Source organism: Acinetobacter sp. AC1-2 (genome assembly GCF_016124155.1).
GTDB lineage: Bacteria > Pseudomonadota > Gammaproteobacteria > Pseudomonadales > Moraxellaceae > Acinetobacter > Acinetobacter calcoaceticus.
In genome coordinates this window covers 1,966,579-1,992,688 of sequence record NZ_JABFFO010000001.1, presented here as the reverse complement: position 1 = coordinate 1,992,688, position 26,110 = coordinate 1,966,579, and the positions used below count along the sequence as shown (strand labels likewise).

Sequence of the window (26,110 nt, the reverse complement as noted above, 5' to 3'; positions counted from 1 at the left end):
GCAATCAAAGGTAATATATACAAAGTATAGAGATTGGATAAACGAATGCAAGACGATATTTCAGGCTGGACAGATTGGAACGCTCATTTTGAAGGAATTGAAGAAATTTCAAGCCCTAGTGAGTTACATGGTCTGTTAACAGGTATTGTTTGTGTGACAGAAGCGCCAACGCGTGAAGAATGGTCACAAATTTTAACAACCCTTAATGTGCCAGAGTTAAGTGAAGATGCTTTAGCACTTTTAACTGATGAAGCAGACGATGTCGTTCACGCTATATCTGATGATGAATTAGATTATTTACCAATGCTTCCTGATGATGAACACACGCTTCAAGAGCGTGTACAAGCATTATCAGATTGGTGTGCGGGTGTTGTATTAGGTTTTGGGTTGGCATCGGGTCATATTCGTGATGATGAACGTGAGTTGATTGAGAACCTTCAAGATATTGCAGCGGTCGAATTTGAAGACTCTGATAATGATGAGGAAGGTGAAAGCAGTTACGAAGAATTGTATGAATTTGTACGCTTAATCCCTGTAAGCTTGTCTATTGGTAGAAAAAAAATCACTGTAGCTGACAGTTCTTTATTGAAAAACTTTCATGCAAAAATTAAATCTGCTGCTGTAGACACAGAACAAACTATTGTAGAAATGTTTACTCCACATCGCCCAAGCTAATTGAGGCGATGTGTTATTGGTTGTATTTTATTTTTTGACTTTAAAATTCTAAATCAAGTAGATCATTATGAAATTGCCTCAAGCTGATTTTCGACATCGTAGAGACCGTCTGGCAGAAAAAATGGGTCCAAACAGTATTGCAATTATTGCAACGCGTGAGGAAATGTACCGTAATCGTGATGCGGATTATAAATTCCGTGCCGATAGTAATTTTTTCTATTTGACTGGCTTCGCTGAGCCTGAGGCAGTTGCTGTCATTGAAACCTTCGAGGACGATGACTATAGCTATAGTCTTTTTTGCCGTGAACGTAATCGCGAGATGGAAATCTGGAATGGTTACCGTGCAGGCATTGATGGTGCAATTGAAGATTATGACGCAGATGAAGCATATGCAATTGATTTGCTTGATGAAGAGATTATTGAAAAGTTATTAAATAAAGAGCGTCTTTATTATCGGATTGGGCACAATGCTGCGTTTGATGCGCGAGTTAGCCAGTGGATTAAACAAGCAGATGCCGAGCACCGACATGAGAGCGCTCCCGCTCAACTGGCACAGCTCGACCGTATTGTCGATGAAATGCGTTTAGTTAAGTCACCACAAGAACTTGAGCTAATGCAAATTGCTGCAAATATTAGTGCTGAAGCGCATACGCGTGCGATGCAAATGGTACGTCCGGGCATGATGGAATATGCTCTTGAAGCTGAGCTGAATTATATATTTGGACAAAACGGTTGTGTGCCTTCTTATAACAGTATTGTTGGTGGTGGTGCTAATGCTTGTATTTTGCACTATGTTGAAAATAATAAGCCATTAAAAGATGGTGATTTAGTCTTGATTGATGCAGCTTGTGAATATGAGTTCTATGCATCGGATATTACCCGTACTTTCCCAGTAAATGGCAAATTTAGTGCTGAACAAAAAGCCTTATATGAAGTTGTATTGGCTTCTCAATATGCAGCCATTGACGCAGTTCGTATTGGCAATTCTTACCGTGAACCTCATGAAGTTGCAGTCAAAATTTTAACTGAAGGCTTAGTTAATTTAGGTTTGCTCAAAGGTGATGTTAACGAACTCATCAAAACCGAAGCATACCGTCAGTTTTATATGCATGGCACAGGTCATTGGTTAGGTATGGACGTACATGATGTTGGATCTTACAAAAAAGGTGAAGACTGGCGTCAATATGAAGAGGGTATGGTCATTACAGTTGAACCTGGTTTATACATCGCACCAGATGATGAAACTGTAGATGAAAAATGGCGTGGTATTGGTATTCGTATTGAAGATGATGTGGTCGCAACTTCGAAAGGACCACGAGTTTTAACTGCTAATGTGGTTAAAGATATTGCAGATATTGAACATTTAATGGCGCAAGCTAAAGCATAATTAAACGTATTCGCCAAAGGAGCAAAACTCGATGCAACAACAAGTGATTATTGTAGGTGGGGGAATGGTGGGTTTGAGCCTTTCACTCATGCTCGCGAAGGCTAATATTGCGGTAAAGCTATTAGAAGCTGTGAAATACCCAAACTATGATGATCAAAATGTTGCCCCTTACCATTCGAGTTTTGATGCACGTAATACGGCTTTATCACGTCGTAGTGTGCAAATTTATCAAAAGCTAGGGTTGTGGGATGCATTACAGCAACATGCTACTCCAATTTTACAAGTCCACATTACTGAGCAAGGCAGTTTTGGTAAAGCACGTTTAATCGCAGAACAAGAAAAAGTCGAAAGCTTTGGGCAGGTGATTGAAAATGCTTGGCTTGGTCGTGTGCTGTTAACTCAAGTGCGTCAGCAACCTTTGATTGAGCTAATTGATGGCGTACAGGTTACAGCTTTAACTCAAGATGCTGAACAAGTACATATTGAGGCTCAGCGTGGTGATGAAATCTTAAAGCTTGAGTCAAAATTATTAATTGCGGCTGATGGACGTGATTCTTTTTGTCGTCAGGCAATTGGCGTCGGTGTGGATGTTCATGATTATGATCAGGTTGCAATTGTCACTACGGTTCAGACATCGAAACCGCATGAGCATGTTGGTTTTGAGCGTTTTAGTGCATTAGGTCCTTTAGCCTTATTGCCTTTACCGGGTGAATATCGCCGTTCGGTTGTATGGCCTGTAAAAAAAGGCACCGAAAATGAATGGCTGGGCGATGAAAATGACCAACACTTCTTAAGTGCCTTGCAACAAACTTACGGTGACCGAGCGGGTAAATTTGAAAAAACGGGTAAACGTTTCAGCTATCCACTTTCACAAGTGCTTGCACATAAACAAGCTGTAGGTCGCGTTATTTTAATGGGTAATGCAGCGCATACAATTCATCCTGTTGCAGGACAGGGTTTTAATTTATGCCTACGTGATGCAGATGTTTTGGTGCGTTATTTAGTAAACCAGCTAAGCACTTCTGATGATTTGGGTAACCCTGATAATTTACTTGCCTATGAACAAGCTCGTTTATCAGATCAGCAGCGGGTGATTAAGTTCTGTGACACTGTAGTCCGTGGTTTTAGTAACCAAAATCCATTATTAAAATTAATTCGTAATACGGGATTAATTGCATTTGACGTCATTCCAGGTGTAAAACCATTGGTGGCTAACTATGCAATGGGGTTAAAAGCATGAGTGAAGTGTTGGATGTCGTCATTGTTGGTGGTGGATTGGTTGGTGGTTTAACTGCTTTATTACTTGCGCAAGGTGGCGTACAACCCACAGTGCTTGATGCGGCTCCTGTACTTGATGTTGAGAAAACATTAAGTGTGATGAATCCACGTGTTTTAGCGCTTAGCCAAGCGACCATTCATTTGCTTAAAACGGTAAATGTTTGGGATGATCTTGCGCGTCAAATGCCTTATACGGGCATGCAGGTCTGGAATCTTAATGGTTATGGTGAAATTAATTTTGGCCATGAGTCCATACAAAGACCGATGCCGGAACAAGCGTTAGGTTCTATGGTTGAACCGAGTGTATTAAATGTTGCCATTCAACAAAAAATGTTGGAGCAATTAACAGATTACCGTACCCAAGTTCGTGTTACTCGTATTGAGCAGGGTGTTGAATGTTGGCATATTCAATTGGCAGATGGTACTACGCTTAAAACTAAACTGCTGATTGGTGCAGATGGCGCTAATTCATTTGTACGTGAACAGGCTTTTATTGACCTCGATGTACTGGATTACAAACAAGCAGCCATTAGCTGTGCCATTAAAACTGCAAAACCCCATCATTATGTTGCCCGTCAAATTTTCTTACCTACAGGACCTTTGGCATATTTACCTATGGCAAGTCTTGAAGAAACTGAAAACGGATACTGGCAATCAATTGTCTGGACACTACCAGATGATTATGCCGATGAATATTCAGCTTTAAACGATACTGCGTTTATGCAGCTTTTAACTCAAGAAAGCCAACACATGTTGGGTGAAGTATTAGACGTTCGTTCCAGAGCACAATTTCCACTCAAAGCTCGCGCTGCAAAACAATATGTAAAAGCAGGCTTAGCTTTGATTGGTGATGCTGCACATGTGATTCATCCGCTTGCTGGACAAGGGGTAAATATTGGCTGTCTTGATGCAGCAGTACTGTGTGACGTGTTGCTTCACGATTTCAGCCGTGGTGTATGGGCACATGAACAAACTTTAATGCGCTATGAGCATCGCCGTAAAGGTCAGAATGATGCAATGATGCATAGCATGTCGGCAATTGGTTGGCTCGAAAGTAGTGAATTATTCCCAATAGTTTGGGCTCGTAATATGGGCCTTAAGCAAGTTGAGCAGATTCCGGTTTTAAAAGATAAATTTATGCAACAAGCAAATGGTTTAGGGGCTTTACAAAGTACCCGCTATAGGCATTAAAATATTTACTGGGCCTATACTCTACTAAGCGAATTAAATGCCAGTAGATATTTTTTGAACAATCATTTATATATCATTACCAATTTGGTCATAAAAGATACGGAATTGACCAAATTGGCTCTTTGCTAAATGCAAAGAGGTTGCTAAATTTCTGAGGTCTTGGGACCATAGCAATGATGCAATAAAATCATTCTGGGGAGTGTGAAATGTCAGATATCAATGATTATGAAGATGCAGAAGATTCTGCTGTAGATGAAGATGAAGCGAAAGCAGCAGAAAGCGGTGCAGCTGATGAAGAAGCAGGCAGTATGAGTGATACTGATCTTGCTGAGGCAGAAACGCTGACTGTCACTGCTAAACAGAAACAGCGCCAAGCGCTGGAAGATGAAATCGCTGCATTTTTAGCTCGGGGTGGGAGAATTACCGAAGTTCCTCCTGATGAACATAGCGACCATTAATCTTAAAAAAGCATCACATGAGTGGTGCTTTTTTATTTGTATGAATTTACCAAAACAGGTTTAAGGAGAGCTTTGCAGTTCTTTTAAAATCCCACACTCATCCACTGTTCGATTGGTAGAGCAGTGCTGTTTTAAATCAATTAAAGATTCTTTTAAAAGCAATAATCGTTCAATTTTTTCAGATACTTCATTTAAGTATTTATCTACTAAATTATCAATTTTCGTACATGCCTGTTTAGGCTGAGTTTTCATTTCTTTTAACGTTTTAATATCACTGAGTGAAATATCTAATTCTCGGCAATGTTTAATAAACAGTAGGTCGTTAAGTGTTTGCTCGGTGTAAACACGATAATTATTTTCTGAACGTTGGATACGATCAAGTACACCTACTTTTTCGTAATAACGGATCGTATCAATGGGAACATCCGCTTTTTTTGATAATTGACCAATAGAAAGACTCATAAGGCTTGACTCTGGAGCTACTCAAGGGTTTTTAATGACTATAAAAGAGTTTTAGAGGAAATAAAATGGCTGGATGTGGTTGTGCTTCAACATGTTCTCCTTCAAAGAAGGTGAGTCCACGATTTAGAAAAGCGTTATGGATTGCACTTGTTATTAATGCATTAATGTTCGTAGTGGAAATTTTGGGTGGTTACAAAGCCCAATCAGTTTCACTATGGGCAGATGCATTAGATTTTGCCGGAGATGCAGCAAACTATGCGTTATCGTTAGTCGTTCTTTCGATGAGCTTATATTGGCGTGCAACAGCGGCATTAATGAAAGGAATAACGATGACAGCTTTTGGCGTTTTTGTCATTGGAAAAGTGGTGTGGTCATATTTTCATGGTGTTCCACCTGAACCTATGGTCATGGGCGCAATTGGCGTGATGGCTTTAATTGCGAATGTTTCAGTCGCTCTGATGCTTTATGCGTTCCGTGATGGAGATGCCAATATGCGTTCTGTTTGGTTGTGCAGCAGAAACGATTCTATTGCCAATGTTGCTGTAATCTTAGCGGCGGTTGGGGTATTTGGAACAGGCAGTGTATTTCCCGATTTATTTGTTGCCTTTGTCATTGCTTACTTAGGTGTATCTTCTGGTTATGTTGTTATAAAGCAATCACAGCAAGAAAGAAAACAATCAAAGCTGGTGTTGGGTTCTCAAGCATAATTTTGAGCACATAAAAAGTACCATTTAAACATGGTACTTTTTACTGTTGGAATGCATTAGATGAGAAGCGATATTGCGATACTCCACATGACAATACCGATAATGAAATCTAAAATTTTCCAAGCTTTTGGATTGGTAAATAATGGTTTTAGTAATCTTGCACCATAGCCCAAACTGAAAAAGAAAATCCAAGAGGCAAGAATGCTGCCCAAAGCAAAACTAATTTTGTCTTCTAGCTGGGTTGCAACTGAACCAATCAGAACAATGGTATCCAAATAGACATGTGGGTTGAGCCAAGTAAAGGCAAGACAGGTCACTAGGGCTTGGGTTAAAGTCTGTTTCTGGCTGCTATCAAGTTCCATACTCTGGGTGGTCTTAAATGCCGCATAGAATGCTTTCGCGCCGTAGACGAATAAAAACGTTGCTCCTAAATATTTAGCAACTGTAATTAAGATCGGTGATGCTGTCATAATTTCGGCAAAACCTAATACACCAAAAGCGATTAGAATCGAGTCGGACAGCGCACAGATTAAACATAGCCAAAACACATATTGCTGTTTAAGGCCTTGTTTTAAAACAAAAGCATTTTGAGCGCCAATTGCTACAATAAGCCCGCTACCAATACCGAAACCTTTAAAGAATATACTAAGAGAGAACATAACAGTAAGGTGAAAAAATCAGTTGGGGGAATTATCTGACTTTTTACTAGAAAATAAGTAAAATTAAGAATATTTAGGGTTGGCTAAAAAGAATTTAGGTTTGATATGTTGGATAGCAAACAATGTGAAGCCTTTCTTGCAGTAGCAGAAGCGGGAAGTTTTGATGCGGCAGGAGAGCATTTATATATTACGCCCTCGGCAGTATCCTTACGTGTGCAAGCTTTAGAAAAGTATTTAGGCCAAATTTTAATTATACGTGGTCGTCCATGTGTACTGACACAAGCTGGACAAACGTTATTGCAACATTTACGTCATACAAGATTAATGGAGCAAAACTTATTACAAGGTTTGATGGGTAAATCATCTGAATCAGAGTTCTATAAAGTTGCTCTGGCTTCAAATGCAGATTCATTAGCCACTTGGCTTTTACCTAGCATTCAACAAACGCTTTTTAAAGAGAAAATAGTATTAGAACTAAAAATTGATGATCAATCTCACACACATACTTTATTAGAAACAGGACAGGTCAATGCCTGTATCTCGGCAGAAGAGCAGGTCATGTCAGGTTGTTTAGCTCAACCACTCGGAAAAATGCGTTATAAAATGTTGGCTTCGGCGGAATTTGCTGCTGATTGGTTTAAACATGGCGTAACCCGAGAAACTTTAAGAAATGCACCGGCTGTCATTTTTAACCATAAAGATCTCATGCATTCAGAGGTATTACTGAAATATTATGGGTTGCCTTTGCAGAGCTATCCTTACAGTTTTATTCCAGCTACAGATGCCTTTGTGAAAGCGATTCAATTGGGTTTAGGATATGGCATGGTTCCAGAACTACAGGTGCAATCTTTGTTAACCAATGGAACTTTGGTGGATGTTATACCCGAAGCTGAGCTCGACATTCCATTATATTGGCACCATTGGAAAAGACAGTCTAAACAGTTAGATGCTCTGACAGAGACAATTGTGCAGTCAGCGAAACATATATTGAGATAGAGTTTTGGTATTTTTGAAAGCCAGAAAGTTTGTTCTGATTTTGAAGTAATTTTGTCTGTAATATTATTATGCAAAATTAAGTATGGTGATGACACAGACTATTTGTCATCACCATACTTAATTAAAAAATTACGATTGTGTTAACTCTAACGCACGTTGATAAGCGATTTTCTTCTTAATTCCTGTTAAATCGGCTGCAAGTTGAGACGCTGCTTTAACAGATAAGTCTTGGAGTAAGCGCTTTAAAAGCTCGTCTAGTTTTTCTTGCTCTAGATCTGTTTTTGCAGCTGCACCACCTACAACAACTACAATTTCACCTTTTTCTTGGTTATGGTCATTTTCAATGAAGCTGACTAAATCTTTTAAGGTCATTTTTTTGATGGTTTCAAAGGTTTTAGTAATTTCACGTGCAAACCCTACAGGACGGTCTTCACCAAATACTTGAGCCATATCTTTAATAGACTCTAAGATACGATGAGGTGCTTCATAAAAAATTAAGGTCTGTGTTTCGTTTTTTAGTTTTTCTAATTGAGAAATACGTTGTGAAGCTCGAGATGGAAGGAAACCTTCAAAGCTAAAACGATCACTCGGTAAACCTACAGCACTTAAAGCAGCAATGGCAGCGCACGCACCCGGCACAGGAACGACTCTAATTCCATGCTCTTGAGCAGCACGAACTAATTTAAACCCTGGGTCACTAATGAGCGGTGTACCTGCATCACTAATTAAAGCAACGCTATCGCCAGCAAGTAGTTTTTGAACTAACTGCTCAATTTTATTGCTTTCATTGTGGTCATGACATGCAGTAAGTTGAGTCGATATATTATAGTGTTTAAATAATTGTGCTGATTGGCGAGTATCTTCGGCAGCTACAATAGAAACTGATTTTAAAATATCAATTGCACGGAAAGTCATATCATCTAAGTGCCCGATTGGGGTGGCTACAACAAATAACTGAGCACTCATTTGGTTTTACTCCGTACAGATAAACAATTTTAATGGGGTAGTTTACCCGAAATTATGATTTGGGCGTGAACAATGTCTGCCAGCTTGAGCTTTTCGAAAATGATCTGATTCTCATTTGTTCAATTCAGATCTGAGATGGCAGATGAATTTAAGAAAATAACTGACGCATAAAAACATGTAGAGCTACTTTTTAATTTGGGGGAATAAAAATGTTATTAGCACAGCAGTTGGGGAAATGGGCAGAGCAAACTGCGTTAAACCTTTTACAAGCACAAAACTATGTGTGGGTCACAAGTAATTACCATTCACGCCGTGGCGAAGTTGATTTAATCGTCAAAAGAGGGCAAGAGTTAGTTTTTGTTGAAGTAAAAGCGCGCACTATAGGAAATTATGGGCAAGCTTGTGAAATGGTAACGTGGACAAAACAGAAGAAAATTATCAAAACTGCGATGCGTTTTTTACAGCGCTATCCATCTTATCAGGATTTTTATTGTCGTTTTGATGTGATTTGTTTTGATTTTCCACAGAAAATTGCAAAAACAGTACAGCATGACTTTTCAAAATTCCATTATGATCTGCAATGGATCGAAAATGCATTTACTTTGGATTAAGAGTTCATTACTCTTTTGAGCAAATTTAAGTCTGATGCTTTATGATCAAGCCAAGAAATTGATAGGAGTCTGGTGGAGTGTTAAAACGTATTGCTGTAACAATGCTTTGTGTCGCAAGTTTATCAGGTTGCGCAAGTTTTATTTCTGGTGGAACAGGCACAGCTCCAGTGGGCACAGATAGCGGTGTACGCAGTCTGGGCCAAGTATTCATTGACTCTTCAATTAAACGTACAGCCAATATCAACATTTATAAACTTGATCAACGTTTCAAGCAGTCACGTATTAATATCGAAAGCTTCCATAGTACAGTTTTATTAACTGGCCAAGTGCCAGACCCGTACTTGAAACAATTGGCAGAAGACAATCTTAAAGCCATGAGTGATGTGAAAGCTGTACATAACTATATTACGGTGGGTAACAAAGTCAGCTACAACACCATCATGCAAGATGCAGGTGTAACAGCAAATACGCGTGCTCTTTTAATGAAGGCACCTGTAGTTTCTGATAGTAAGGTTCTGGTACATACCGAAGACGGCGTACTTTATGTAATGGGACGTTTAAATACAGCTGAAATTAATGATTTAAATAGTGTCTTACAAAACGTCGGTAACGTTACCAAAATTGTCACTTTAATTGATAACGTTGATTTAGCGCCTGCGCCAGCCGCAAGTACGGGTAGTGCAACAACTACACCGATTATTAATAACGTCATTGCTCAACCAACAGTTCAAACACCTGTTGCAATTGATCCTGACCAAACAGATCCTGCTTCGACTGCACAGTAATATATGAATCTGATTGAACAACTACAAAGCAAAATTGAACAGGCGCGAACTCTTTATAAAGAGTTCCGCCTGTATGATTTGGGGAGTTTTGCTTTAAACCGTTTTACACCAAAAGATGGTTTTGAACAGGTTCCAAATGTTCGTTATGGCCTAAAGCCTCGCCACCGTTTGGATGTTTACCGGTCTGTTAAAAAGCTAACTCATCAGCCTCTTATTGTTTTTGTGCATGGCGGGGCTTGGCAGCATGGTAATAAACGAGATTATCTTTTTATTGGTGAGACATTTGCCAAAGAAGGTTATGACGTTGCTGTTATTAACTACCAGTTAGCACCTAAAAATATTTTCCCAAGTTTTGTTGATGACTTAACTCAGGCATTGAATTATTTACATCAAAATCAGGGAAAACTGGAAATTTCTACAGAAAATATTGTACTTATGGGGCATTCGGCAGGGGCATTTAATGTGATGTCTGCTGTTTATCACCCTGATTCAACTAAAATTGAGTGTTTAGGGAAAATTAAGGCAATAATCGGTTTAGCTGGCCCATATCATTTTGACTATAAAGGTGATCCACTGGCCGAAGATGCTTTTGATCAAAGCACCTCTTATAAAGAAGTCATGCCATATTATTTCGTTAATCAAAATAATATTAAACATTACCTTTTAATGGCTGAAAACGATCAGATTGTAAAAAAACACAATACTTTAGATATGGATCAAGCGCTTAGAGAGAAGGGTAATCACAGCCATATCGCCGTGATCCCTAAAACTGGACATATTACAATTTTGGCCAGCCTCTCTAGTTTCATTAGTCATTATTTTAGGACTAAAAGAACTATTTTACATTTTCTTGAAGAAGTGTTTTAAACGAGAATATCGTTTAAAACACAACAGATTACCCAGCTTGGGTAATCTGCATAATCATTGAATGAGCAATACTACCTTTAAATGGAATTTCAGGTAATTGATCAATTTTGAAGAATTGTGCATCTGCAATTTCTTCTTCTTGCAGCTTAATTTCACCAGACTCATATTCTGCTCGAAACGCAACCATAAGGTTACTCGGGAAAGGCCAAGGCTGACTTGACATATATTGAACATTTTTGAGTCTTAGGCCTACTTCTTCAAAAGCTTCACGTTGTACCGCTTCTTCAAGAGTTTCACCAACTTCAACAAAACCTGCAATCAAACCATACATATTGGTTTTATTGTGGACTGACTTCGCCAGTAAGATTTCATCATCACCTCGAGTAATAACGGTAATTATGCACGGGTTTACGCGAGGATATTGATGATAGCGACAAGATGGGCACACCATTGCATATTCAGTTGGATGAACTTCTGTCGGGTGTCCGCAGTGACTACAAAACTTATGATTGCGTCGCCATTCAAGTAACTGTACAGCACGGCTCGCTTGCAAAAACTGTTCTTTCGACCAACTTGTAATGAGTTGGCGAATTGGAACCAGTTGTAACCCTTCTGGTATAGCTTCCTCAGCAAGCAAGTCACGTGCAATGACCTGCTCATCATGAGTGAAAAGTAAATCACTTGCTAACTTTTCGACTTTGGGTAGTTGAAGGTTTTGATCAACCAGTAATTGTTGATGATGGAAAATATAAGCAAGTGATAATTCAGACATTAAGCTGCCTTTTTTTGAAGTTGTTGACTACTCGACAATGCTACATTAAACATGGATTGTAGAACAGGTTGTTTATTTTTTAAATTGTCAACCAACATGTCAAGGCCTGCTAATACATTAAAAATACAGTGAATTTGGTCTGTATTAAACGGCTGGTTTTGTTCAAGTTGTTGTTGAACAAATTGAGCAGTTTGGAGTAAAGCCTCTTGTTGAATTGTGCTTCCTAGAAATTCGGCCGCACCTGCTAGCTCTTTTAATGAACCTGCAATTGCTTCAATATTTTGTGTCTGATCATTTGCATACAAGGTAAGACTCTGACAAATGAAATCAATTAAATTTTTTGTCTCGGTGAGTAAGGCTTGATGTGCCTCATCAAGGCGATCTAAAGAAATATTTGTATTGTTCACATTAAGCTGTAAACGACTAGACGTATATTGGCGTACCAAAATACCAATTGAGTTCATGGCAGACAAAATGCTGTCCATAAGCTGTTGAGCATAGTTTTCATTACTTAGTATGTTGAGCTGACTTAAACTATTTGCTTGTTGAGATAGTTCAGATGCAGCTTCATCAAGATTAAGCAGTTTAAATGTATAGGCTAATTGCAAAAGACTCGTTTGTAATTGCTGTGCTTTTTCAGTCGACATATTTTGATAGTTATATTCGATATCATTACGCACTTTGTTCATTTCGCTCAATATTAATTGGCTGACTGTGTGCATAGTGTCAAAGTCAGGCCCATAAAGATGACGGCTTAAAACGAGCAATTGAGTGTCTGTAGGTATTTCTTCACCGATATGGAGTTGGTTGCGAATATGGTGAGCAACCTCATCTTCTTGAGCGATAACAATACTTAAAATATCTGCAAGTGCAGCCAAATCAGGCTTAAAAGTTTCAGGACTTGCTAAGAACTGACCAATATAACTTTCAATATTAATAAGTACACGTAGGCGTGAATCATTTAAAAGCAGGTTATCAATATGGCCGAAAGCATAATTTACGAGTTGCCAATATTGTTGGCTTGGCTGATGGTTTGTCATGCTGACCAAATAGGTACCAATAAGTTTAAAAGCTTGAACATTATGATTAGCTTCTGTCTTGTTTAAAAATTGATGTAGAGATAGCTTATAGAGTTGATGGATAAACTGAGTTTTTTCATTAATGAATACTTCTGGTAATGGGAGTTCAAGTGCAGTATTTGCAAGTAAAGGAGCAATCGCTTGTCCAGAAGATGTCAGTGGTTTATTTAAAGCTAATTCTAAATTGTTTAAGGTATTAAGAAGAAACTGAGGTACTTGTAATTCACGCAAACAGATAAACTCAATATACCGTTTTACCATGGTCGTGCCTTCACTCAGTGCAATCACATCATTCGTGTTAATTTGCGTTGGTTTCGCAATAATTTTTTGCATCAGCTCAGTTGAATATTGAGTGATTTTTGCAAGATAGGGGATATCAATTAAACGGAGGACTTGAGTGCATTGCTTAAATTGTTCTAATGCATCATCAATACCGAAAGGGAGTGTTTGTTCCTCAATTAAAGTACTTACTGCGCCTTCAACCAGTTTTATTGAACGATCAATTTCATGTTTAATGATGAGTAAAGCTGTTGGATCGAAATGAATCGAAGTATGCTCAGACATAAACGTTCCCCTTTGCAAAAAAATCAATTGTTATATTCGTAGTGCTCAGTAATTTGAGCTAAAAATCTATGTGACTAATATAACTTAACTTACAAAGGGGAAAAGCTAAAAACGCTAAAGAATCAAAAATTTATTTTGCAAAAAGGCAAGGTTCTCCATGCTTTTTCTCAAATTCTTTGACCCAAGTCTCATGTGTATTTAGCTCTTCTTCGGAAGGAAGAATAACTGGTAGTTCAATTTGAACTCTAGTTTTATTTGCTGTGTTCAGGCTATTTTCACTTTGAGATAAGGCATCTATATCAAAAGAAACCTGCCCACCTGTCATTGCTAGGTAAACATCTGAAAGAATTTCAGCATCGAGTAATGCACCGTGGAAAGTACGATCACGTGCTGGAATTTCATAACGTCTTACAAGGGCATCAAGCGAGTTTTTTTGTCCTGGATGTTTGCTTTTTGCTAAAGCTAAAGTATCTGTTACCTCGCATACTTCGGAAAGCGCAGGAAGGCCTGCGCGTCTAAACTCCATATCAAGGAAGTTCATATCGAAGGTCGCGTTGTGGGCAATAATCTCTGCGCCTTTTAGATAATCAAAGAGCGTATCAGCAATCTCTGCATAGAGCGGTTTATCTTTTAAGAAATTATCACTGATACCATGGATATTTTCTGAGTCGCCCACTGGTTTTTGCGGGTTAATATAAATATGAATCGAGCTACCAGTGAGTTTCCGGTTAATCATTTCAATGGCGCCGACTTCAATAATGCGATCACCATCTTGGAAATAGAAACCAGTGGTTTCTGTATCAAGAATCAGTTGTCGAGGCCCTTGTAATTGTAATTTGGCTTCGGTCACAACAACTTGAGGGTGAATGTTATTGATTGGCTGCTTACTTTCTTGCTCAGCAGCTTCAACTTCAATAACTTCTTCTTCCAAAATAATCATCTCAACTTCTTCGGGCTGTTCAAGATCAATATTATCTTCTTCGGTTACTTCTGCCATATCAAACCCAAAAGGGTCATCAAGCAACCAATCCTCTTCAGGCTTTTTTATATCTTGCAGGGCAGTCGCTTGAACTGTTTTTTTTTGCAGGGCAGTTTGATCAGCTCCGATATTTGCAAGCTCATCGGCCATTTCGTTGCCAGCATGTCCAGCATGGCCTTTAATCCAATGCCATTCAATATTTCGACCAGCACAGACGGCATCTAATTTTTGCCAAAGGTCAGGATTTTTTACATCCTTCCAGTTTTTCTTTTTCCAGCCATGAATCCATTCAGTAATCCCTTGCTTCACATAATTTGAATCTGTCCAGATAATTAAATGAGCATCGGTTGGGCAAAATGAAACGCCTTCAATCGCAGCAGTGAGCTCCATGCGGTTATTGGTTGTATCCAGTTCACCGCCAAATAATTTATGTTCACCCTGCTCGGTAATGACATATGCGCCCCAACCACCTAAACCCGGATTGCCACGACATGCACCATCAACATACAGTGTGATTGTTTGAGACATAAATCGAAACCTAAACTAAAAGAAAAAGAACTGAATATGGTGTATTGTATACGCAAAAAGTTCGGTTCCATCGTAACAAAGCAAGGTTTTTTTAATTTCTTGTAACATTTCCATGCAAATGACATCAAATTATTGCCTTGTCTATCTTGCACGCTTTAATACAATGGCATCGAAGACCCAGGGTTTGTGGCCAGACCCCAAAAAATATTACGCGAGTTGTTTGGAAGTTTTTATGTATAAACCAACCACATTTGTGTGGCAGCCATCTGCGGCATCATTGTTCAAAATTACCGTACTTAGCTCTGCTTTAGCTGCGTTGGGTATTACAACAGGCTGTTCATCGACTCCGCAATCTGCAAAAACCTCTAAATCGAAACAGGTGAGTGGTGCAGGTTATTTAGATGCAAGTAGTCTTGACTCTTTGGAAGACCTACTTTCAGCAACCGATATGCGTGCTGTAGAAGGTGATCGTCTGCTTATTTTGAAGCATGGTGATGTCTGGAAGCGTATGTCCGTTGGTTTCAAAATGGACTTGAATCACTGGGATTCCCGTATTGAAGCTCAGCGTAGTTGGTTTATTTCTCGTCAGCCTTACCTTGATCGTTTAAGTGCTCGTGCCAGCCGTTATTTGTACCATACTGTGAAAGAAGCAGAACGCCGTGGATTACCGACAGAACTCGCATTATTACCGGTAATTGAAAGCTCTTATGACCCAGCTGCAACAAGTAGTGCAGCAGCAGCAGGGCTATGGCAGTTCATTCCAAGTACTGGTCGTATTTATGGCTTAAAGCAGACAGGTATGTATGATGGGCGTCGAGATGTGGTTGAATCGACTCGCGCAGCTTATGAGTTTTTAGGAAGTCTCTATAACCAATTTGGTTCTTGGGAACTTGCATTAGCAGCCTATAATGCTGGCCCTGGACGTATTCAGCAGGCGATTAACCGCAACCAAGCTGCGGGTTTACCAACTGACTATTGGTCATTAAAATTACCTCAAGAAACGATGAACTATGTTCCGCGTTTCTTAGCTGTTGCTCAGATTATTAAAAATCCAAAGGCTTATGGTGTAGAACTACCGCCAATTGCAAATAGACCCCATTTCCGTGAAGTGACTTTATCTGCGCCTTTAACATTAAATGAAATTGCTTCTACAGCAGGATTAAGCCGTGCAGAACTTTATGCATTGAACCCGGGATATCGTGGTGAAGCAGTAGACCCTGCGAGTCCAATGCGTATTTTGATTCCAGCAGATTTAAGTCCTTCAATTGATAATAAATTAAGAGGAACAAAATCGGGTGGTGGCTCAGGTTGGTGGGCAAATGTAACGTCTCCGTCTACACCGACAACTGTTAGTCCTTCTACTTCAGTAACAACAAGAACAACTCCTACAACGCAAGTTCAGCCGGTTAAACCTTCTTCACCCGTGAAGAATAGTTCAACGACTTCAAAATCTACACCACGTGGTTCAGATGCGTTAGCTGCATTTGCCGCATCGGCAGATGTACCAAGTGCGCCGCGTATTCCTGTAGCTGTGACGAATGCAGCTAACATTAAGCAGCCTGTTAAGATGGAGCCACCAATTTCGGCTTCTGAACGTGAAAAGATTTTAGCTGCAGTTCGTGCTGAAGGCGCAAAAGAAACTGTAGATCAAGCTTTACAACCGCAAGCAACTCAAGCCGAGAAAGATCAAGTCGTTGCTGAATTAAAAGCAATTGCGCCGCAAGGAACTGAAATTGTCGATCCTTATGATGGCAAAATTAGGTTAACCGCAATTCAGACGAGCCAGTCAGTTGCAGAGCAACAAGGTAAAGAGGTAAGTAGAGGTTTTGCTTATCCAAAAACTTTAGCTGAAGATGCGACTGTAGCTAACTCTGAAGATGGACAACGTAATAAAGATAAGCCTTATATCAAAACTGATACTGATGTTGTAGTTGTACAGCCTAAAGGTAAGCGTAGTACTTATACAATTCAGCCAGGTGATACTTTAGCAGTTATTGCCATGAAGAATGGTGTGAACTGGCGTGATGTGGCTAAGTGGAACCAGATTGATCCAGAAAAGACTTTGTTTGTAGGAACTAGTCTTTATCTTTATGATGCTAGACCACAAGAAACTCAAAGTACTTCGAAAAGTACGGCTAAACCAGATGTGTATGTGGTTCAGGCCAATGATAGCTTAAGCGGTGTTGCTAACCAGTTTAATTTGTCAGTAAAGCAATTAGCTGAATATAACGATTTATCAGTGACCGGTGGTTTGTTTGTTGGGCAAAAACTACAGTTAAAAGAGCCGAAGAATAGCCGCTCAACTGCTAAAGCAGAACCAAAAGTAGTTCAAGCAAATGCACGACGCATTGCAACTAAAAGCTATACTGTGAAGCGCGGTGAATACCTTAAATTGATTGCAGATCGTTATGCGCTCTCTAATCAGGAACTTGCTGAATTAACTCCAGGTTTAACTGCGGGCAGTAACTTGATGGTAGGCCAAAAAATTAATGTGCCTACACAAGATATTTCGGTAGATGAAGTTGCTGAAACTAAGACTTCTAGTAAATCTGAGAAAGCGACGCTAAGTGTTTCTTATAAAACAGAAGGCTATAAAGTACAGCGTGGTGATACTTTATCGAGTATTGCAACTAAATCAAAAATTAGCCTAGCTGAATTAGCCGAGTTAAATAACTTAAAAGCGAGTAGTCATGTACAGCTTGGTCAAACTTTAAAAGTACCAGCTGGTCTAAGTGTGCCTGAACAATATGTTGTACAGTCGGGTGATAGCTTAAATGCTATTGCTGGTAAATATAACTTGCAAACAAGCTATTTAGCTGACTTAAATGGTTTGTCGCGTACAGCAGGACTTCGTGCTGGTCAACGTTTAAAACTCACAGGTACAGTTGAAGAAGCACCAAGCAAGCCTTCTAAAAATACTAAAGAAGAAACACCTGAGAACTACACAGTTAAATCTGGTGATAGCTTAGGTAATATTGCTAACCGTTACCACTTACAGTTGGATTATCTTGCAGCATTGAATGGTCTTTCACGTAACAGTAGTGTTCGTGTAGGGCAACGTTTAAAGCTAACAGGTGATGTGCCTACAGTAGAGACAGCTAAAGCTGATACCAAGTCTTCAACTAAAACAGTTGCGGCTGGTAAAAACACTGAAAGATATACTGTGAAATCTGGTGAGTCTTTAAATAGTATTGCGAGCCGTGCGGGTATTTCAGTGCGTGAACTTGCTGAAATGAATGCATTAAAAGCGAGTGCTAATTTACAGCGCGGTCAAAATATTGTGATTCCAAAAACTGTTGTGGAATACAAAGTGAAGCGTGGTGATACGTTAATTGGCCTTGCCAGCAAATATGGTTTAGAAACCAATTTATTGGCTGAACTGAATGATTTGACGCCGTCTACTCAGCTTCGCATTGGCGACGTCATTAAAGTGCCTAATTTATAAAATAATTAGTAACTTATGCATAAATCATATTTTCAACTGAGCCTGCTAGTCGGGCTCAGTGTCGTTTCTCATGCTGTTTTTTCTGCACAGCAAACCACTTCATATATAGCGATTCATTCCAAGCCTAAATATTTGGGAATGATGGCTATGCCATATGCAAATCCTAATGCACCTAAAGGTGGCTTGTTAAGTCAGGCGGCTCAAGGAACTTTTGATAACCTCAATAGTATGAATGGTAAGGGGAATGCTACAGAAGGCGTTAATTATCTTTTTGATACTTTAATGACCCAATCGCTAGATGAGGTCGGGGTTTTATATCCTCTTTTGGCAGAGAAAGTTACTTATGATCCAGAAAAAACGCAGTCTGTTACTTTCTATTTAAACCCTAAGGCGCGTTTTAGTAATGGACAGCCAGTCACTGCGGCAGATGTTAAATTTAGCTTTGATGCATATCAGACTAAGTCCAATTTAGGTTTGCAGATGTACCTTGCTGATTTGGCAAAAACAGAAGTAATAAATGCCCATCAAGTAAAGTTTAGTTTTAAGTCTACACATAATCCTAAAATGCCTTTTATTTTGGCAACCTTACCGATTTATTCAAAAACAGATTGGCAAAAAAGAGACTTTAGCCGAATTACTCTACAACCTATTATTGGCTCGGGACCTTATGTGGTTGAACGAGTTGATGCAGGTAGAAGCATTAGTTATAAAAGAAATCCGAATTATTGGGCAAAAGATTTGCCTATTAATAAGGGGCGCTATAATTTTGATCGTTTAAAATATGTCTATTATCGAAATTGGGATATTGCTTTTGAAGGGTTTAAATCTGGGCAATACACCTTGCATGAAGAAACTAACCCCAAAAAATGGGTAACAGATTATCGTTTTCCGGCAGTAAAAGCAGGGTTAGTTACTCAATATAAGTTCCGTCACCACAACCCAATTGCAACTGAAAGTTATGTTTTTAACACACGACGAAAACCCTTAAATGATATTCGTTTTAGACAAGCCTTAACCTATGCCTATGACTTTGAATGGCAGAATAAAGCTTTGTTTTATGGTCAATATCAACGCCTTCAAAGTTATTTTGCAAATAGTGAATTGGCTGCAACGGGTCAGCCTTCGAAAACTGAATTAGCAATATTGAAACCATTGCTGCCTAAGTTATCTCCAATAATGCAAAAGGGTGTCTTAGTAGATTGGAAATACCCAGTGTCGGATGCGAGTGGATTTAACCGTCAAAATTTATTAACTGCGCGGCAGCTGCTTATACAGGCTGGTTATAAAGTTAAAGAGGGGCAGTTGTTGACGCCTGAAGGGGAAAAAGTTCAGCTTGAGTTTTTAATTCAACAAGATGGCAAACAACGAACATTAATGCCCTTTATCCGTAACCTTAAAAAACTCGGTGTTCAGGTTAGTTTACGTCAAGTCGATGCTCCGCAATATTTAGAGCGCACCCGCCGTTATGACTTTGATATGACCACCATGAATTTGCCGCAATCTCTTAATCCAGGCAATGAACAAACTCAGTTTTGGGGGAGCATCGCGGCAGCTCAGGATGGAAATTATAATTATGCGGGTATTCGCAACCCCGTAATAGATCAGGTCATTTTAAAATTAGTGGCAAGCAAAAATCGTGAACAACAGATTATTTATACTCGTATTCTCGATCGATTACTGAGGGCTGGTTATTATCAAATTCCGACCTATGGTAAAGGTGAAAACTGGTATGCTTATTGGAATATGTATCAACAACCTAAAACTAAACCAGCACTTTCGTCTGGAATAGATTATTGGTGGAGTGATGCAAACAAAGCCAAAAAAGTTGCTAAATATTTACATCAACAATAAAAAGCACCTGCCATAAAGGAAATCCTGTTATATGGGTTCATATATTCTCAAGCGACTTCTTTTAATGATTCCCACTTTGTTTTTCATTTTATTGATTAACTTTGTGGTTGTGCAAATTGCGCCAGGTGGGCCAGTTGAGCAAGCAATACATCAAGCTGAGGGTGATTTGGGAATTGGACGTGCATTAAGTGCAGAGACTTATTATCAAGGTGCTCAAGGTTTAAGCCCTGAAATGGTTGAACAAATTAAGGCGCAGTATGGCTTTGATCGTTCTGCTCAGGAACGCTTTTTCCTCATGTTAAAAGGCTATTTAACTTTAGATTTTGGACAGAGTTTTTTTAAAGATAAACCAGTCGTGCAATTGTTGTGGGACAAAATGCCTGTTTCTATTTCGCTTGGGCTGGTAAGTACTTTTCTGATTTATTTAATTTCTATTCCGCTTGGTATTAAGAAGGCAAGACAGCAAGGTTCATGGTTTGATCGCTCCACTTCGTTAGTACTTGTGGTGGGATATGCCGTACCAAGTTTTGTATTCGCTATTTTGCTTGTAGTTTTTTTTGCAGGTGGCTCTTATTTTCAATGGTTTCCATTACAAAATCTTGTGTCAGATAATTTTCATCAACTCAGTCTTTGGGGCAAAGTTACCGACTATTTATGGCATATGACTTTGCCACTTATTACGATGGTATTAGGCGGTTTTGCCAGTTTAACGTATTTAACCAAATATTCGTTTTTAGAAGAACTCAATAAACCCTATGTTTTAGCTGCTTATGCAAAAGGATTGAATAGCCAGCAAGTCTTATATAAGCATGTATTTCGTAATGCTATTTTAGTTGTGCTCGCAGGGCTGCCAGAAGTGTTAGCGGGTATTTTCTTTGTGGGTAATCTCTTTGTAGAAATTATTTTTCATTTAGATGGTGTGGGGTTGTTGGGCTTTGAAGCCATTGTCCAGCGGGACTATCCTGTTATTTTTGGCGTCTTATTTTTCTTTACTTTATTTAGTCTAATCTTACGTCTCATTTGTGATGTGTTGTACCAATGGATTGATCCTCGGGTTCATTTTGATGCGCAAGGAGGCAAAGAATGTCTTTGATTGTGCGGACACGATTACAACGTTTTAGACAACATAAATTAGGTTGGACCAGCTTTATTTTATTTAGTCTAATTTTGATTTTGTCATTAGCTGCGGAGTTGATTGCTAACGATAAACCCTTACTGGTGAAGTATGACGATTCTTACTATTTGCCTGTGTTTAAGACATATCCAGAAACGACGTTTGGTGGCGTGTTTGAAACAGAAGCAGATTATAAAGATCCGGCTGTGCAAGAACTTATTCATGCTCAAGGATGGGCAGTCTGGCCGCTCATTCAATTTTCATATCAAACTCCCAATTTAGATTTAGCAGTTCCTGTGCCATCACCACCCTCTAAGCAGAACTGGTTAGGAACTGATGATCAGGGAAGGGATGTTCTTGCCCGTATTCTTTATGGTTTAAGAGTATCTTTACTTTTTGGTTTGGCCTTAACCTTTTGTTCCGCTTTGTTTGGCATTACTGTGGGCGCCATTCAAGGTTACTATGGCGGTTGGGTAGATTTATTGGGACAACGTTTGGTTGAAGTCTGGAATGGCTTGCCCATGCTTTTTATGGTCATGATTTTGGTCAGCATGTTTGTACCCAATGTATATTGGCTATTTTTCATTATGTTATTTTTTGGCTGGACAGTTTTAGTGGGGATTGTCAGGGCAGAATTTTTAAAAGCTCGCCAGCTTGATTATGTTCGTGCCGCTCAAGTGTTAGGAGTGACTGATCGCGTTATTATTTTTAAGCATATTTTGCCGAATGCAATCAGTTCGAGCTTGTCCCAATTACCATTCATTTTAACAACTAATATTAGTGCCTTAACTGCTCTTGATTTTTTAGGCTATGGCTTACCACCCGATGCAGCATCGTTAGGGGAGTTATTGCTCCAAGGTAAAAATAATTTAGATGCACCATGGCTAGCGATTTCAGGTTTTTTTAGTCTGGCTATTGTTCTGTCACTTTTAATTTATATTGGGGAGGCTGCTCGTGATGCTTTTGACCCAAGAAAATAATACAAATGTTACTCCTGCATTATTGAAGGTTGAACATCTTTCGATTCAAACGCTAGATCAAAAGATTTTGTTAGAAGACCTTAATGTGCAGCTTAATGAAGGGGAAACACTGGCTATTGTGGGCGAGAGTGGTTCAGGTAAATCGATTAGCTGTTTAGCAATCATGGGGTTGCTACAAGAAAAATTAGAAATAACAGGTCGCGTTTGGATTGGTTCCCAAAATATTCTTGAGCTAGATGAAAGAGCTCAATCCAATGTGCGTGGTCGACAAATTGCAATGATTTTTCAAGAACCTGCCACGGCTTTAAATCCACTACATCAGGTTGAAAAGATTGTAGGTGAAAACCTTGTTTTATTAGGTTTGAGTAAAAAGGATGTTCTACAACAAGTCATTGAGTTACTCACAGATGTCGGAATTAGTGAGCCAGCACAGATTTTAAAACGCTATCCACATGAGCTTTCTGGAGGTCAAAGGCAACGTGTCATGATTGCCATGACATTGGCACTGCAACCCAAAATTTTGATTGCTGATGAGCCGACTACAGCACTTGATGTAATTTTACAGATTCAGATTTTAGAACTCTTAAAATCTTTACAATCAAAATATGGAATGGCACTCATTTTAATTAGCCATGACCTAAATTTGGTACGTCAATATGCCGATGAACTGGTTGTCTTGCAAAGTGGGCGTGTTGTAGAGCAAGGTGAGCTTGGCCTGATTTTTACAAATCCTAAAACCGCTTATACACAGCAATTATTAGAACATGATTTTGGAAATGCAGAATCTCTTGAAATAGAAAAGAATGTTTTGTCAGTTCAGCAGCTTAGCGTGCAATTCCCAATTAGAAAAGGTATTTTCAATCGCGTTCAGGGATATGTGACTGCAATAGAAGGTTTAAGTTTTGATCTTGCTCAAGGTGAATCACTTGGGGTCGTTGGGGAAAGTGGCGCTGGAAAGTCATCCTTGGCTCTGGCTTTAGTGCGGCTCATTAAAAGTGAAGGGCGGATTAATTTTTTAGGACAAGATTTGAATCAGTTGGCTCCTAAAGCTTTACGTTTGGCGAGATCTGATTTTCAACTTGTATTCCAAGATCCGTTTGGTAGTTTGAACCCTCGAATGACGGTTGGGCAGATTATTGCTGAAGGTTTAAAAGTAAAAGAAGTATTGAACACTCAAATTCAAGAACAAGTTAAATTTGTGCTTGATAAGGTTGAACTGCCTGAAGATTTTCAGCACCGTTATCCACATGAACTTTCAGGTGGCCAACGTCAACGGGTTGCTTTGGCAAGAGCTTTAGTGGTTCAACCTAAACTTTTAATTTTGGATGAACCGACTTCTGCATTAGACCGAACTACACAAAAAGCCATCATTAAGCTTTTACGACAATTACAGAAAACTGAACATTTGAGCTATATCTTTATTAGCCATGATCTAAATATAGTCAAATCGTTATGCCATAAAGTTATGGTATTGCGCCATGCAGAAGTTGTTGAATATCAGAAAACCGAACTGTTGTTTTCTAAGCCTAAAACTGAATATACAAGACAATTAATTAAAGCAAACTTTTAAAATAAATTATTAAACAATTGTTTTTAAATGGAATAGTTTATTTTTTAATTTTATGCAAAAAGTTGCATATTTTTATATTCTTTAAAATTGACATATGCTATTGTCAGTTATCGATTATGACTTGACATGCCCTATAACTCGTCTAAATTAGAGTAATTGCTCTAAAAACTAAAAAAGAGGTTAACCATGAACCAGATTGCTCAACCCATCACAATTCGCAATACCACATTCAAAAACCGAATTATTAAAGGTGCAATGAGTGAGGCGCTTGCAAATCATGAAGGTCAACCAAATGACTTACATTTAGGCTTATATGGGGCGTGGGCAAAAGGTGGGCTTGGCTGTGCAATCACAGGCAACGTCATGGTTAATGTGGGCGCAAAAAATGAACCTGGTGTTGTTGTTATTGAAACCGAACGGGATTTAGAGCGTTTAAAAGAGTGGGCAGCATTAGGTAAGAAATATGGAATGGTGCAGTTAATCCAATTGTCCCACCCGGGACGTCAGTGTCCAAAAGGATTAAATAAAGAGACTGTCGCGCCGTCAGCAGTACCATTTAGCCCAGCTTTAGCGACTATGTTTGGAACGCCACGTGAACTCACTCATGATGAAATTCTAGATATCATTAATCGATTTGCAACCGCTGCTCGTATTTGTGAAAAAGCAGGTTTTGAAGGGGTACAATTACACGGTGCGCATGGGTATTTGATTAGTCAGTTCTTATCGCCTTTAACGAATAAGCGCACAGACCAGTGGGGTGGTTCAGTTGAAAACCGTACACGCTTTTTATTAGAAGTTTATAAGGCTGTTCGCGAAGCAACTTCCGAGAATTTTATCATTTCAGTCAAACTGAACTCTGCCGATTTCCAACGTGGTGGAATTACTGAAGAAGATGTGATTTCAGTATTTAAAGCGATAGATGAAGCTGGCATTGATTTGATTGAGATTTCAGGCGGCACCTATGAAGCACCTGCAATGGCAGGGGCTAAAGCTGACAAGCGCAAGACAAGTACAATTGCGCGTGAAGCTTATTTCTTAGATTTTGCTGAAAAGATCCGCCAACATGTTAAATGTAAACTCATGGTGACAGGTGGATTCCGTACTGTAGAAGGAATGAATGCAGCACTCGCAAGTGGGGCTTGTGATTTTATTGGTATTGCACGTCCGCTTGCAGTTGAGACTGATTTAACAGACCGTTTAATTGCAGGGCAGGACGTACGCTACGCAGTAAAACCAATTAAAACAGGTCTACCTTTTGTCGACAAAATGGCAATTATGGAAATTATTTGGTATGCCGCTCAATTTAAGACAATTGGTAAAGGCAAAAAGCCAAATCCAAAACTTTCACCACTAGTCGTCTTTTTTAATTATGCCAAAGGCAATATTAAAGCTGTGGTAAAAGGTCGCGTGAATTCACGTAAATCTGCATAAATTAATTACCATGCAATAGTCCAGTAAGCGTTAAATATAGAAGCAGACCATTGACCTTTAATTAAAGCATTCTTAAAGGCAGGTCTGTTTTCTATTTGGGCAAGATAACGCTGTATATGTTTAAACTGACTGTAATTTTGTGAGCAAGCCAGTAATGGAAACCACATCAAAATATCAGCAATAGTAAACTGATCTCCAGCAAACCATAAGTGATGCTCTAAATGTTTATCAATCATGCTCATTTGTCGTTGTAATGATTGATTTAGATAACCTTGATCAAATCCATATTTTAAAAGTTTAGGAACGAAACGGATTGGAAAAGGTGTACGTTGTGCAATTTGGTGAAAGATTTGTTTGAGTACTAAATCGGGAATGAATGTTGCCTCACAATAATTTTTCCAATAATAAAAATTTAGGAGTTGTTGGCTTAATAAATTGTTCTGTCCCAATTGGGGATGTAAATGAGATAAGTAATCTAAGATAGCTGAGGTTTCAGCTAAGATTGAAATTTCTCCTTGTTCAATGATTTCGATAGTAGGAAATTTTGATAATTGGTGGGGTGAGTTTTTATTTTCGTCTACATCTGAATGGTATTTAATAATGAGCTCATAATTGAGTCCTAATTCTTCTAAAAACCAAATAATGCGTTGAGAGCGTGAATTTTGTAGATGAAATAATCGAATTTGCATGTCATGTTCAAATTATAGTTTTGATCTACTCTTAGTATAGGACAGAAGATAACTTAAGTATAATAA

Annotated in this window: 23 protein-coding genes; 16 read left to right on the top strand and 7 right to left on the bottom strand. The window is 39.0% G+C overall.

The window, feature by feature from the left end; all coding sequences use genetic code 11:
• The first annotated feature begins 45 nt into the window (after window positions 1-45).
• From HL290_RS09235 to HL290_RS09215, 5 genes are all read left to right on the top strand, one after another.
• Window positions 46-675, top strand: coding sequence for a UPF0149 family protein (locus tag HL290_RS09235; protein ID WP_042898255.1), 630 nt, complete (start codon window positions 46-48; stop codon window positions 673-675).
• Window positions 676-742: 67 nt separating this feature from the next.
• Window positions 743-2,062, top strand: coding sequence for a Xaa-Pro aminopeptidase (gene pepP, locus HL290_RS09230; protein WP_198496271.1), 1,320 nt, complete (start codon window positions 743-745; stop codon window positions 2,060-2,062).
• Between the two features lie 31 nt (window positions 2,063-2,093).
• Window positions 2,094-3,302, top strand: a complete 1,209-nt coding sequence (gene ubiH / locus HL290_RS09225) for a 2-octaprenyl-6-methoxyphenyl hydroxylase (RefSeq protein ID WP_198496270.1) — start codon at window positions 2,094-2,096, stop codon at window positions 3,300-3,302.
• A complete protein-coding gene (locus HL290_RS09220; RefSeq protein ID WP_198496269.1) occupies window positions 3,299-4,531 on the top strand; it encodes an FAD-dependent monooxygenase in 1,233 nt (410 codons plus the stop codon). The genes ubiH and HL290_RS09220 overlap by 4 nt, the downstream gene beginning before the upstream one ends.
• Window positions 4,532-4,737: 206 nt before the next feature.
• The gene (locus HL290_RS09215) at window positions 4,738-4,989 is read left to right on the top strand and encodes a hypothetical protein (RefSeq protein WP_003652849.1); all 252 of its coding nucleotides are present in this window, start codon (window positions 4,738-4,740) and stop codon (window positions 4,987-4,989) included.
• Window positions 4,990-5,049: 60 nt separating this feature from the next.
• On the opposite strand, the gene HL290_RS09210 is transcribed toward HL290_RS09215, so the two are convergent.
• Complete coding sequence (locus tag HL290_RS09210; RefSeq protein WP_013198591.1) at window positions 5,050-5,451, bottom strand: MerR family transcriptional regulator; 402 nt, start codon at window positions 5,449-5,451, stop codon at window positions 5,050-5,052.
• 65 nt (window positions 5,452-5,516) lie between these two features.
• Between HL290_RS09210 and HL290_RS09205 the strand changes: the two genes are divergently transcribed.
• Window positions 5,517-6,158: a cation transporter gene (locus HL290_RS09205; protein ID WP_198496268.1), complete on the top strand. Its 642-nt coding sequence runs from the start codon at window positions 5,517-5,519 to the stop codon at window positions 6,156-6,158.
• 56 nt (window positions 6,159-6,214) lie between these two features.
• On the opposite strand, the gene HL290_RS09200 is transcribed toward HL290_RS09205, so the two are convergent.
• Window positions 6,215-6,817, bottom strand: a complete 603-nt coding sequence (locus HL290_RS09200) for a LysE/ArgO family amino acid transporter (protein ID WP_198496267.1) — start codon at window positions 6,815-6,817, stop codon at window positions 6,215-6,217.
• Between the two features lie 105 nt (window positions 6,818-6,922).
• Here HL290_RS09200 and HL290_RS09195 point away from each other — a divergent pair, with 105 nt between their 5' ends.
• The gene (locus HL290_RS09195; RefSeq protein WP_198496266.1) at window positions 6,923-7,813 is read left to right on the top strand and encodes a LysR family transcriptional regulator ArgP; all 891 of its coding nucleotides are present in this window, start codon (window positions 6,923-6,925) and stop codon (window positions 7,811-7,813) included.
• A 129-nt stretch (window positions 7,814-7,942) separates the two neighbouring features.
• Here the strand turns inward: HL290_RS09195 and rsmI are convergent, their stop codons facing one another.
• Complete coding sequence (gene rsmI / locus HL290_RS09190; protein ID WP_003652836.1) at window positions 7,943-8,779, bottom strand: 16S rRNA (cytidine(1402)-2'-O)-methyltransferase; 837 nt, start codon at window positions 8,777-8,779, stop codon at window positions 7,943-7,945.
• A 209-nt stretch (window positions 8,780-8,988) separates the two neighbouring features.
• Between rsmI and HL290_RS09185 the strand changes: the two genes are divergently transcribed.
• The 3 genes from HL290_RS09185 (at window position 8,989) to HL290_RS09175 (ending at window position 11,042) form a co-directional block, all read left to right on the top strand.
• Entirely contained in the window at window positions 8,989-9,390 is a 402-nt protein-coding gene (locus HL290_RS09185; RefSeq protein WP_003652834.1) for a YraN family protein, read from the top strand.
• Window positions 9,391-9,467: 77 nt separating this feature from the next.
• Window positions 9,468-10,175, top strand: coding sequence for a BON domain-containing protein (locus tag HL290_RS09180; RefSeq protein WP_003652832.1), 708 nt, complete (start codon window positions 9,468-9,470; stop codon window positions 10,173-10,175).
• Between the two features lie 3 nt (window positions 10,176-10,178).
• Window positions 10,179-11,042: an alpha/beta hydrolase gene (locus HL290_RS09175; RefSeq protein WP_004641862.1), complete on the top strand. Its 864-nt coding sequence runs from the start codon at window positions 10,179-10,181 to the stop codon at window positions 11,040-11,042.
• 28 nt (window positions 11,043-11,070) lie between these two features.
• On the opposite strand, the gene nudC is transcribed toward HL290_RS09175, so the two are convergent.
• The 3 genes from nudC to dnaQ all read right to left on the bottom strand — a co-directional run bounded on the left by nudC (window position 11,071) and on the right by dnaQ (window position 14,964).
• Window positions 11,071-11,814, bottom strand: a complete 744-nt coding sequence (gene nudC, locus HL290_RS09170; protein ID WP_004641863.1) for an NAD(+) diphosphatase — start codon at window positions 11,812-11,814, stop codon at window positions 11,071-11,073.
• Window positions 11,814-13,457 (bottom strand): chemotaxis protein, encoded by a 1,644-nt coding sequence (locus HL290_RS09165; protein WP_198496265.1) that lies wholly within the window; start codon window positions 13,455-13,457, stop codon window positions 11,814-11,816. Before HL290_RS09165 ends, nudC begins: the two co-directional genes overlap by 1 nt.
• A 130-nt stretch (window positions 13,458-13,587) precedes the next feature.
• Window positions 13,588-14,964, bottom strand: a complete 1,377-nt coding sequence (gene dnaQ / locus HL290_RS09160; RefSeq protein WP_198496264.1) for a DNA polymerase III subunit epsilon — start codon at window positions 14,962-14,964, stop codon at window positions 13,588-13,590.
• 232 nt (window positions 14,965-15,196) lie between these two features.
• Here dnaQ and HL290_RS09155 point away from each other — a divergent pair, with 232 nt between their 5' ends.
• The 6 genes from HL290_RS09155 to HL290_RS09130 all read left to right on the top strand — a co-directional run bounded on the left by HL290_RS09155 (window position 15,197) and on the right by HL290_RS09130 (window position 25,355).
• Complete coding sequence (locus tag HL290_RS09155; RefSeq protein WP_198496263.1) at window positions 15,197-18,409, top strand: lytic transglycosylase; 3,213 nt, start codon at window positions 15,197-15,199, stop codon at window positions 18,407-18,409.
• Window positions 18,410-18,424: 15 nt separating this feature from the next.
• Window positions 18,425-20,260, top strand: a complete 1,836-nt coding sequence (locus tag HL290_RS09150; RefSeq protein WP_198496262.1) for an extracellular solute-binding protein — start codon at window positions 18,425-18,427, stop codon at window positions 20,258-20,260.
• 31 nt (window positions 20,261-20,291) lie between these two features.
• A complete protein-coding gene (locus tag HL290_RS09145; protein ID WP_198496261.1) occupies window positions 20,292-21,353 on the top strand; it encodes a microcin C ABC transporter permease YejB in 1,062 nt (353 codons plus the stop codon).
• Window positions 21,344-22,354, top strand: coding sequence for an ABC transporter permease (locus tag HL290_RS09140; protein WP_198496260.1), 1,011 nt, complete (start codon window positions 21,344-21,346; stop codon window positions 22,352-22,354). Before HL290_RS09145 ends, HL290_RS09140 begins: the two co-directional genes overlap by 10 nt.
• Window positions 22,329-23,924, top strand: a complete 1,596-nt coding sequence (locus tag HL290_RS09135) for an ABC transporter ATP-binding protein (protein WP_198496259.1) — start codon at window positions 22,329-22,331, stop codon at window positions 23,922-23,924. The genes HL290_RS09140 and HL290_RS09135 overlap by 26 nt, the downstream gene beginning before the upstream one ends.
• Window positions 23,925-24,110: 186 nt before the next feature.
• Window positions 24,111-25,355, top strand: coding sequence for an NADH:flavin oxidoreductase/NADH oxidase family protein (locus tag HL290_RS09130; RefSeq protein ID WP_017391649.1), 1,245 nt, complete (start codon window positions 24,111-24,113; stop codon window positions 25,353-25,355).
• Window positions 25,356-25,360: 5 nt separating this feature from the next.
• Here HL290_RS09130 and HL290_RS09125 read toward each other — a convergent pair whose 3' ends face one another.
• On the bottom strand, window positions 25,361-26,044 hold the full coding sequence (locus HL290_RS09125; protein ID WP_198496258.1) for a glutathione binding-like protein: 684 nt from the start codon (window positions 26,042-26,044) through the stop codon (window positions 25,361-25,363).
• Window positions 26,045-26,110 lie beyond the last annotated feature (66 nt).

Coding starts and splice junctions, on each gene's coding strand:
- HL290_RS09235 (WP_042898255.1), top strand. CDS start 46: ATGCAAGACGATATTTCAGGCTGGACAGATTGGAACGCTCATTTTGAA.
- pepP (WP_198496271.1), top strand. CDS start 743: ATGAAATTGCCTCAAGCTGATTTTCGACATCGTAGAGACCGTCTGGCA.
- ubiH (WP_198496270.1), top strand. CDS start 2,094: ATGCAACAACAAGTGATTATTGTAGGTGGGGGAATGGTGGGTTTGAGC.
- HL290_RS09220 (WP_198496269.1), top strand. CDS start 3,299: ATGAGTGAAGTGTTGGATGTCGTCATTGTTGGTGGTGGATTGGTTGGT.
- HL290_RS09215 (WP_003652849.1), top strand. CDS start 4,738: ATGTCAGATATCAATGATTATGAAGATGCAGAAGATTCTGCTGTAGAT.
- HL290_RS09210 (WP_013198591.1), bottom strand. CDS start 5,451: ATGAGTCTTTCTATTGGTCAATTATCAAAAAAAGCGGATGTTCCCATT.
- HL290_RS09205 (WP_198496268.1), top strand. CDS start 5,517: ATGGCTGGATGTGGTTGTGCTTCAACATGTTCTCCTTCAAAGAAGGTG.
- HL290_RS09200 (WP_198496267.1), bottom strand. CDS start 6,817: ATGTTCTCTCTTAGTATATTCTTTAAAGGTTTCGGTATTGGTAGCGGG.
- HL290_RS09195 (WP_198496266.1), top strand. CDS start 6,923: ATGTTGGATAGCAAACAATGTGAAGCCTTTCTTGCAGTAGCAGAAGCG.
- rsmI (WP_003652836.1), bottom strand. CDS start 8,779: ATGAGTGCTCAGTTATTTGTTGTAGCCACCCCAATCGGGCACTTAGAT.
- HL290_RS09185 (WP_003652834.1), top strand. CDS start 8,989: ATGTTATTAGCACAGCAGTTGGGGAAATGGGCAGAGCAAACTGCGTTA.
- HL290_RS09175 (WP_004641862.1), top strand. CDS start 10,179: ATGAATCTGATTGAACAACTACAAAGCAAAATTGAACAGGCGCGAACT.
- nudC (WP_004641863.1), bottom strand. CDS start 11,814: ATGTCTGAATTATCACTTGCTTATATTTTCCATCATCAACAATTACTG.
- HL290_RS09165 (WP_198496265.1), bottom strand. CDS start 13,457: ATGTCTGAGCATACTTCGATTCATTTCGATCCAACAGCTTTACTCATC.
- dnaQ (WP_198496264.1), bottom strand. CDS start 14,964: ATGTCTCAAACAATCACACTGTATGTTGATGGTGCATGTCGTGGCAAT.
- HL290_RS09155 (WP_198496263.1), top strand. CDS start 15,197: ATGTATAAACCAACCACATTTGTGTGGCAGCCATCTGCGGCATCATTG.
- HL290_RS09150 (WP_198496262.1), top strand. CDS start 18,425: ATGCATAAATCATATTTTCAACTGAGCCTGCTAGTCGGGCTCAGTGTC.
- HL290_RS09145 (WP_198496261.1), top strand. CDS start 20,292: ATGGGTTCATATATTCTCAAGCGACTTCTTTTAATGATTCCCACTTTG.
- HL290_RS09140 (WP_198496260.1), top strand. CDS start 21,344: ATGTCTTTGATTGTGCGGACACGATTACAACGTTTTAGACAACATAAA.
- HL290_RS09130 (WP_017391649.1), top strand. CDS start 24,111: ATGAACCAGATTGCTCAACCCATCACAATTCGCAATACCACATTCAAA.
- HL290_RS09125 (WP_198496258.1), bottom strand. CDS start 26,044: ATGCAAATTCGATTATTTCATCTACAAAATTCACGCTCTCAACGCATT.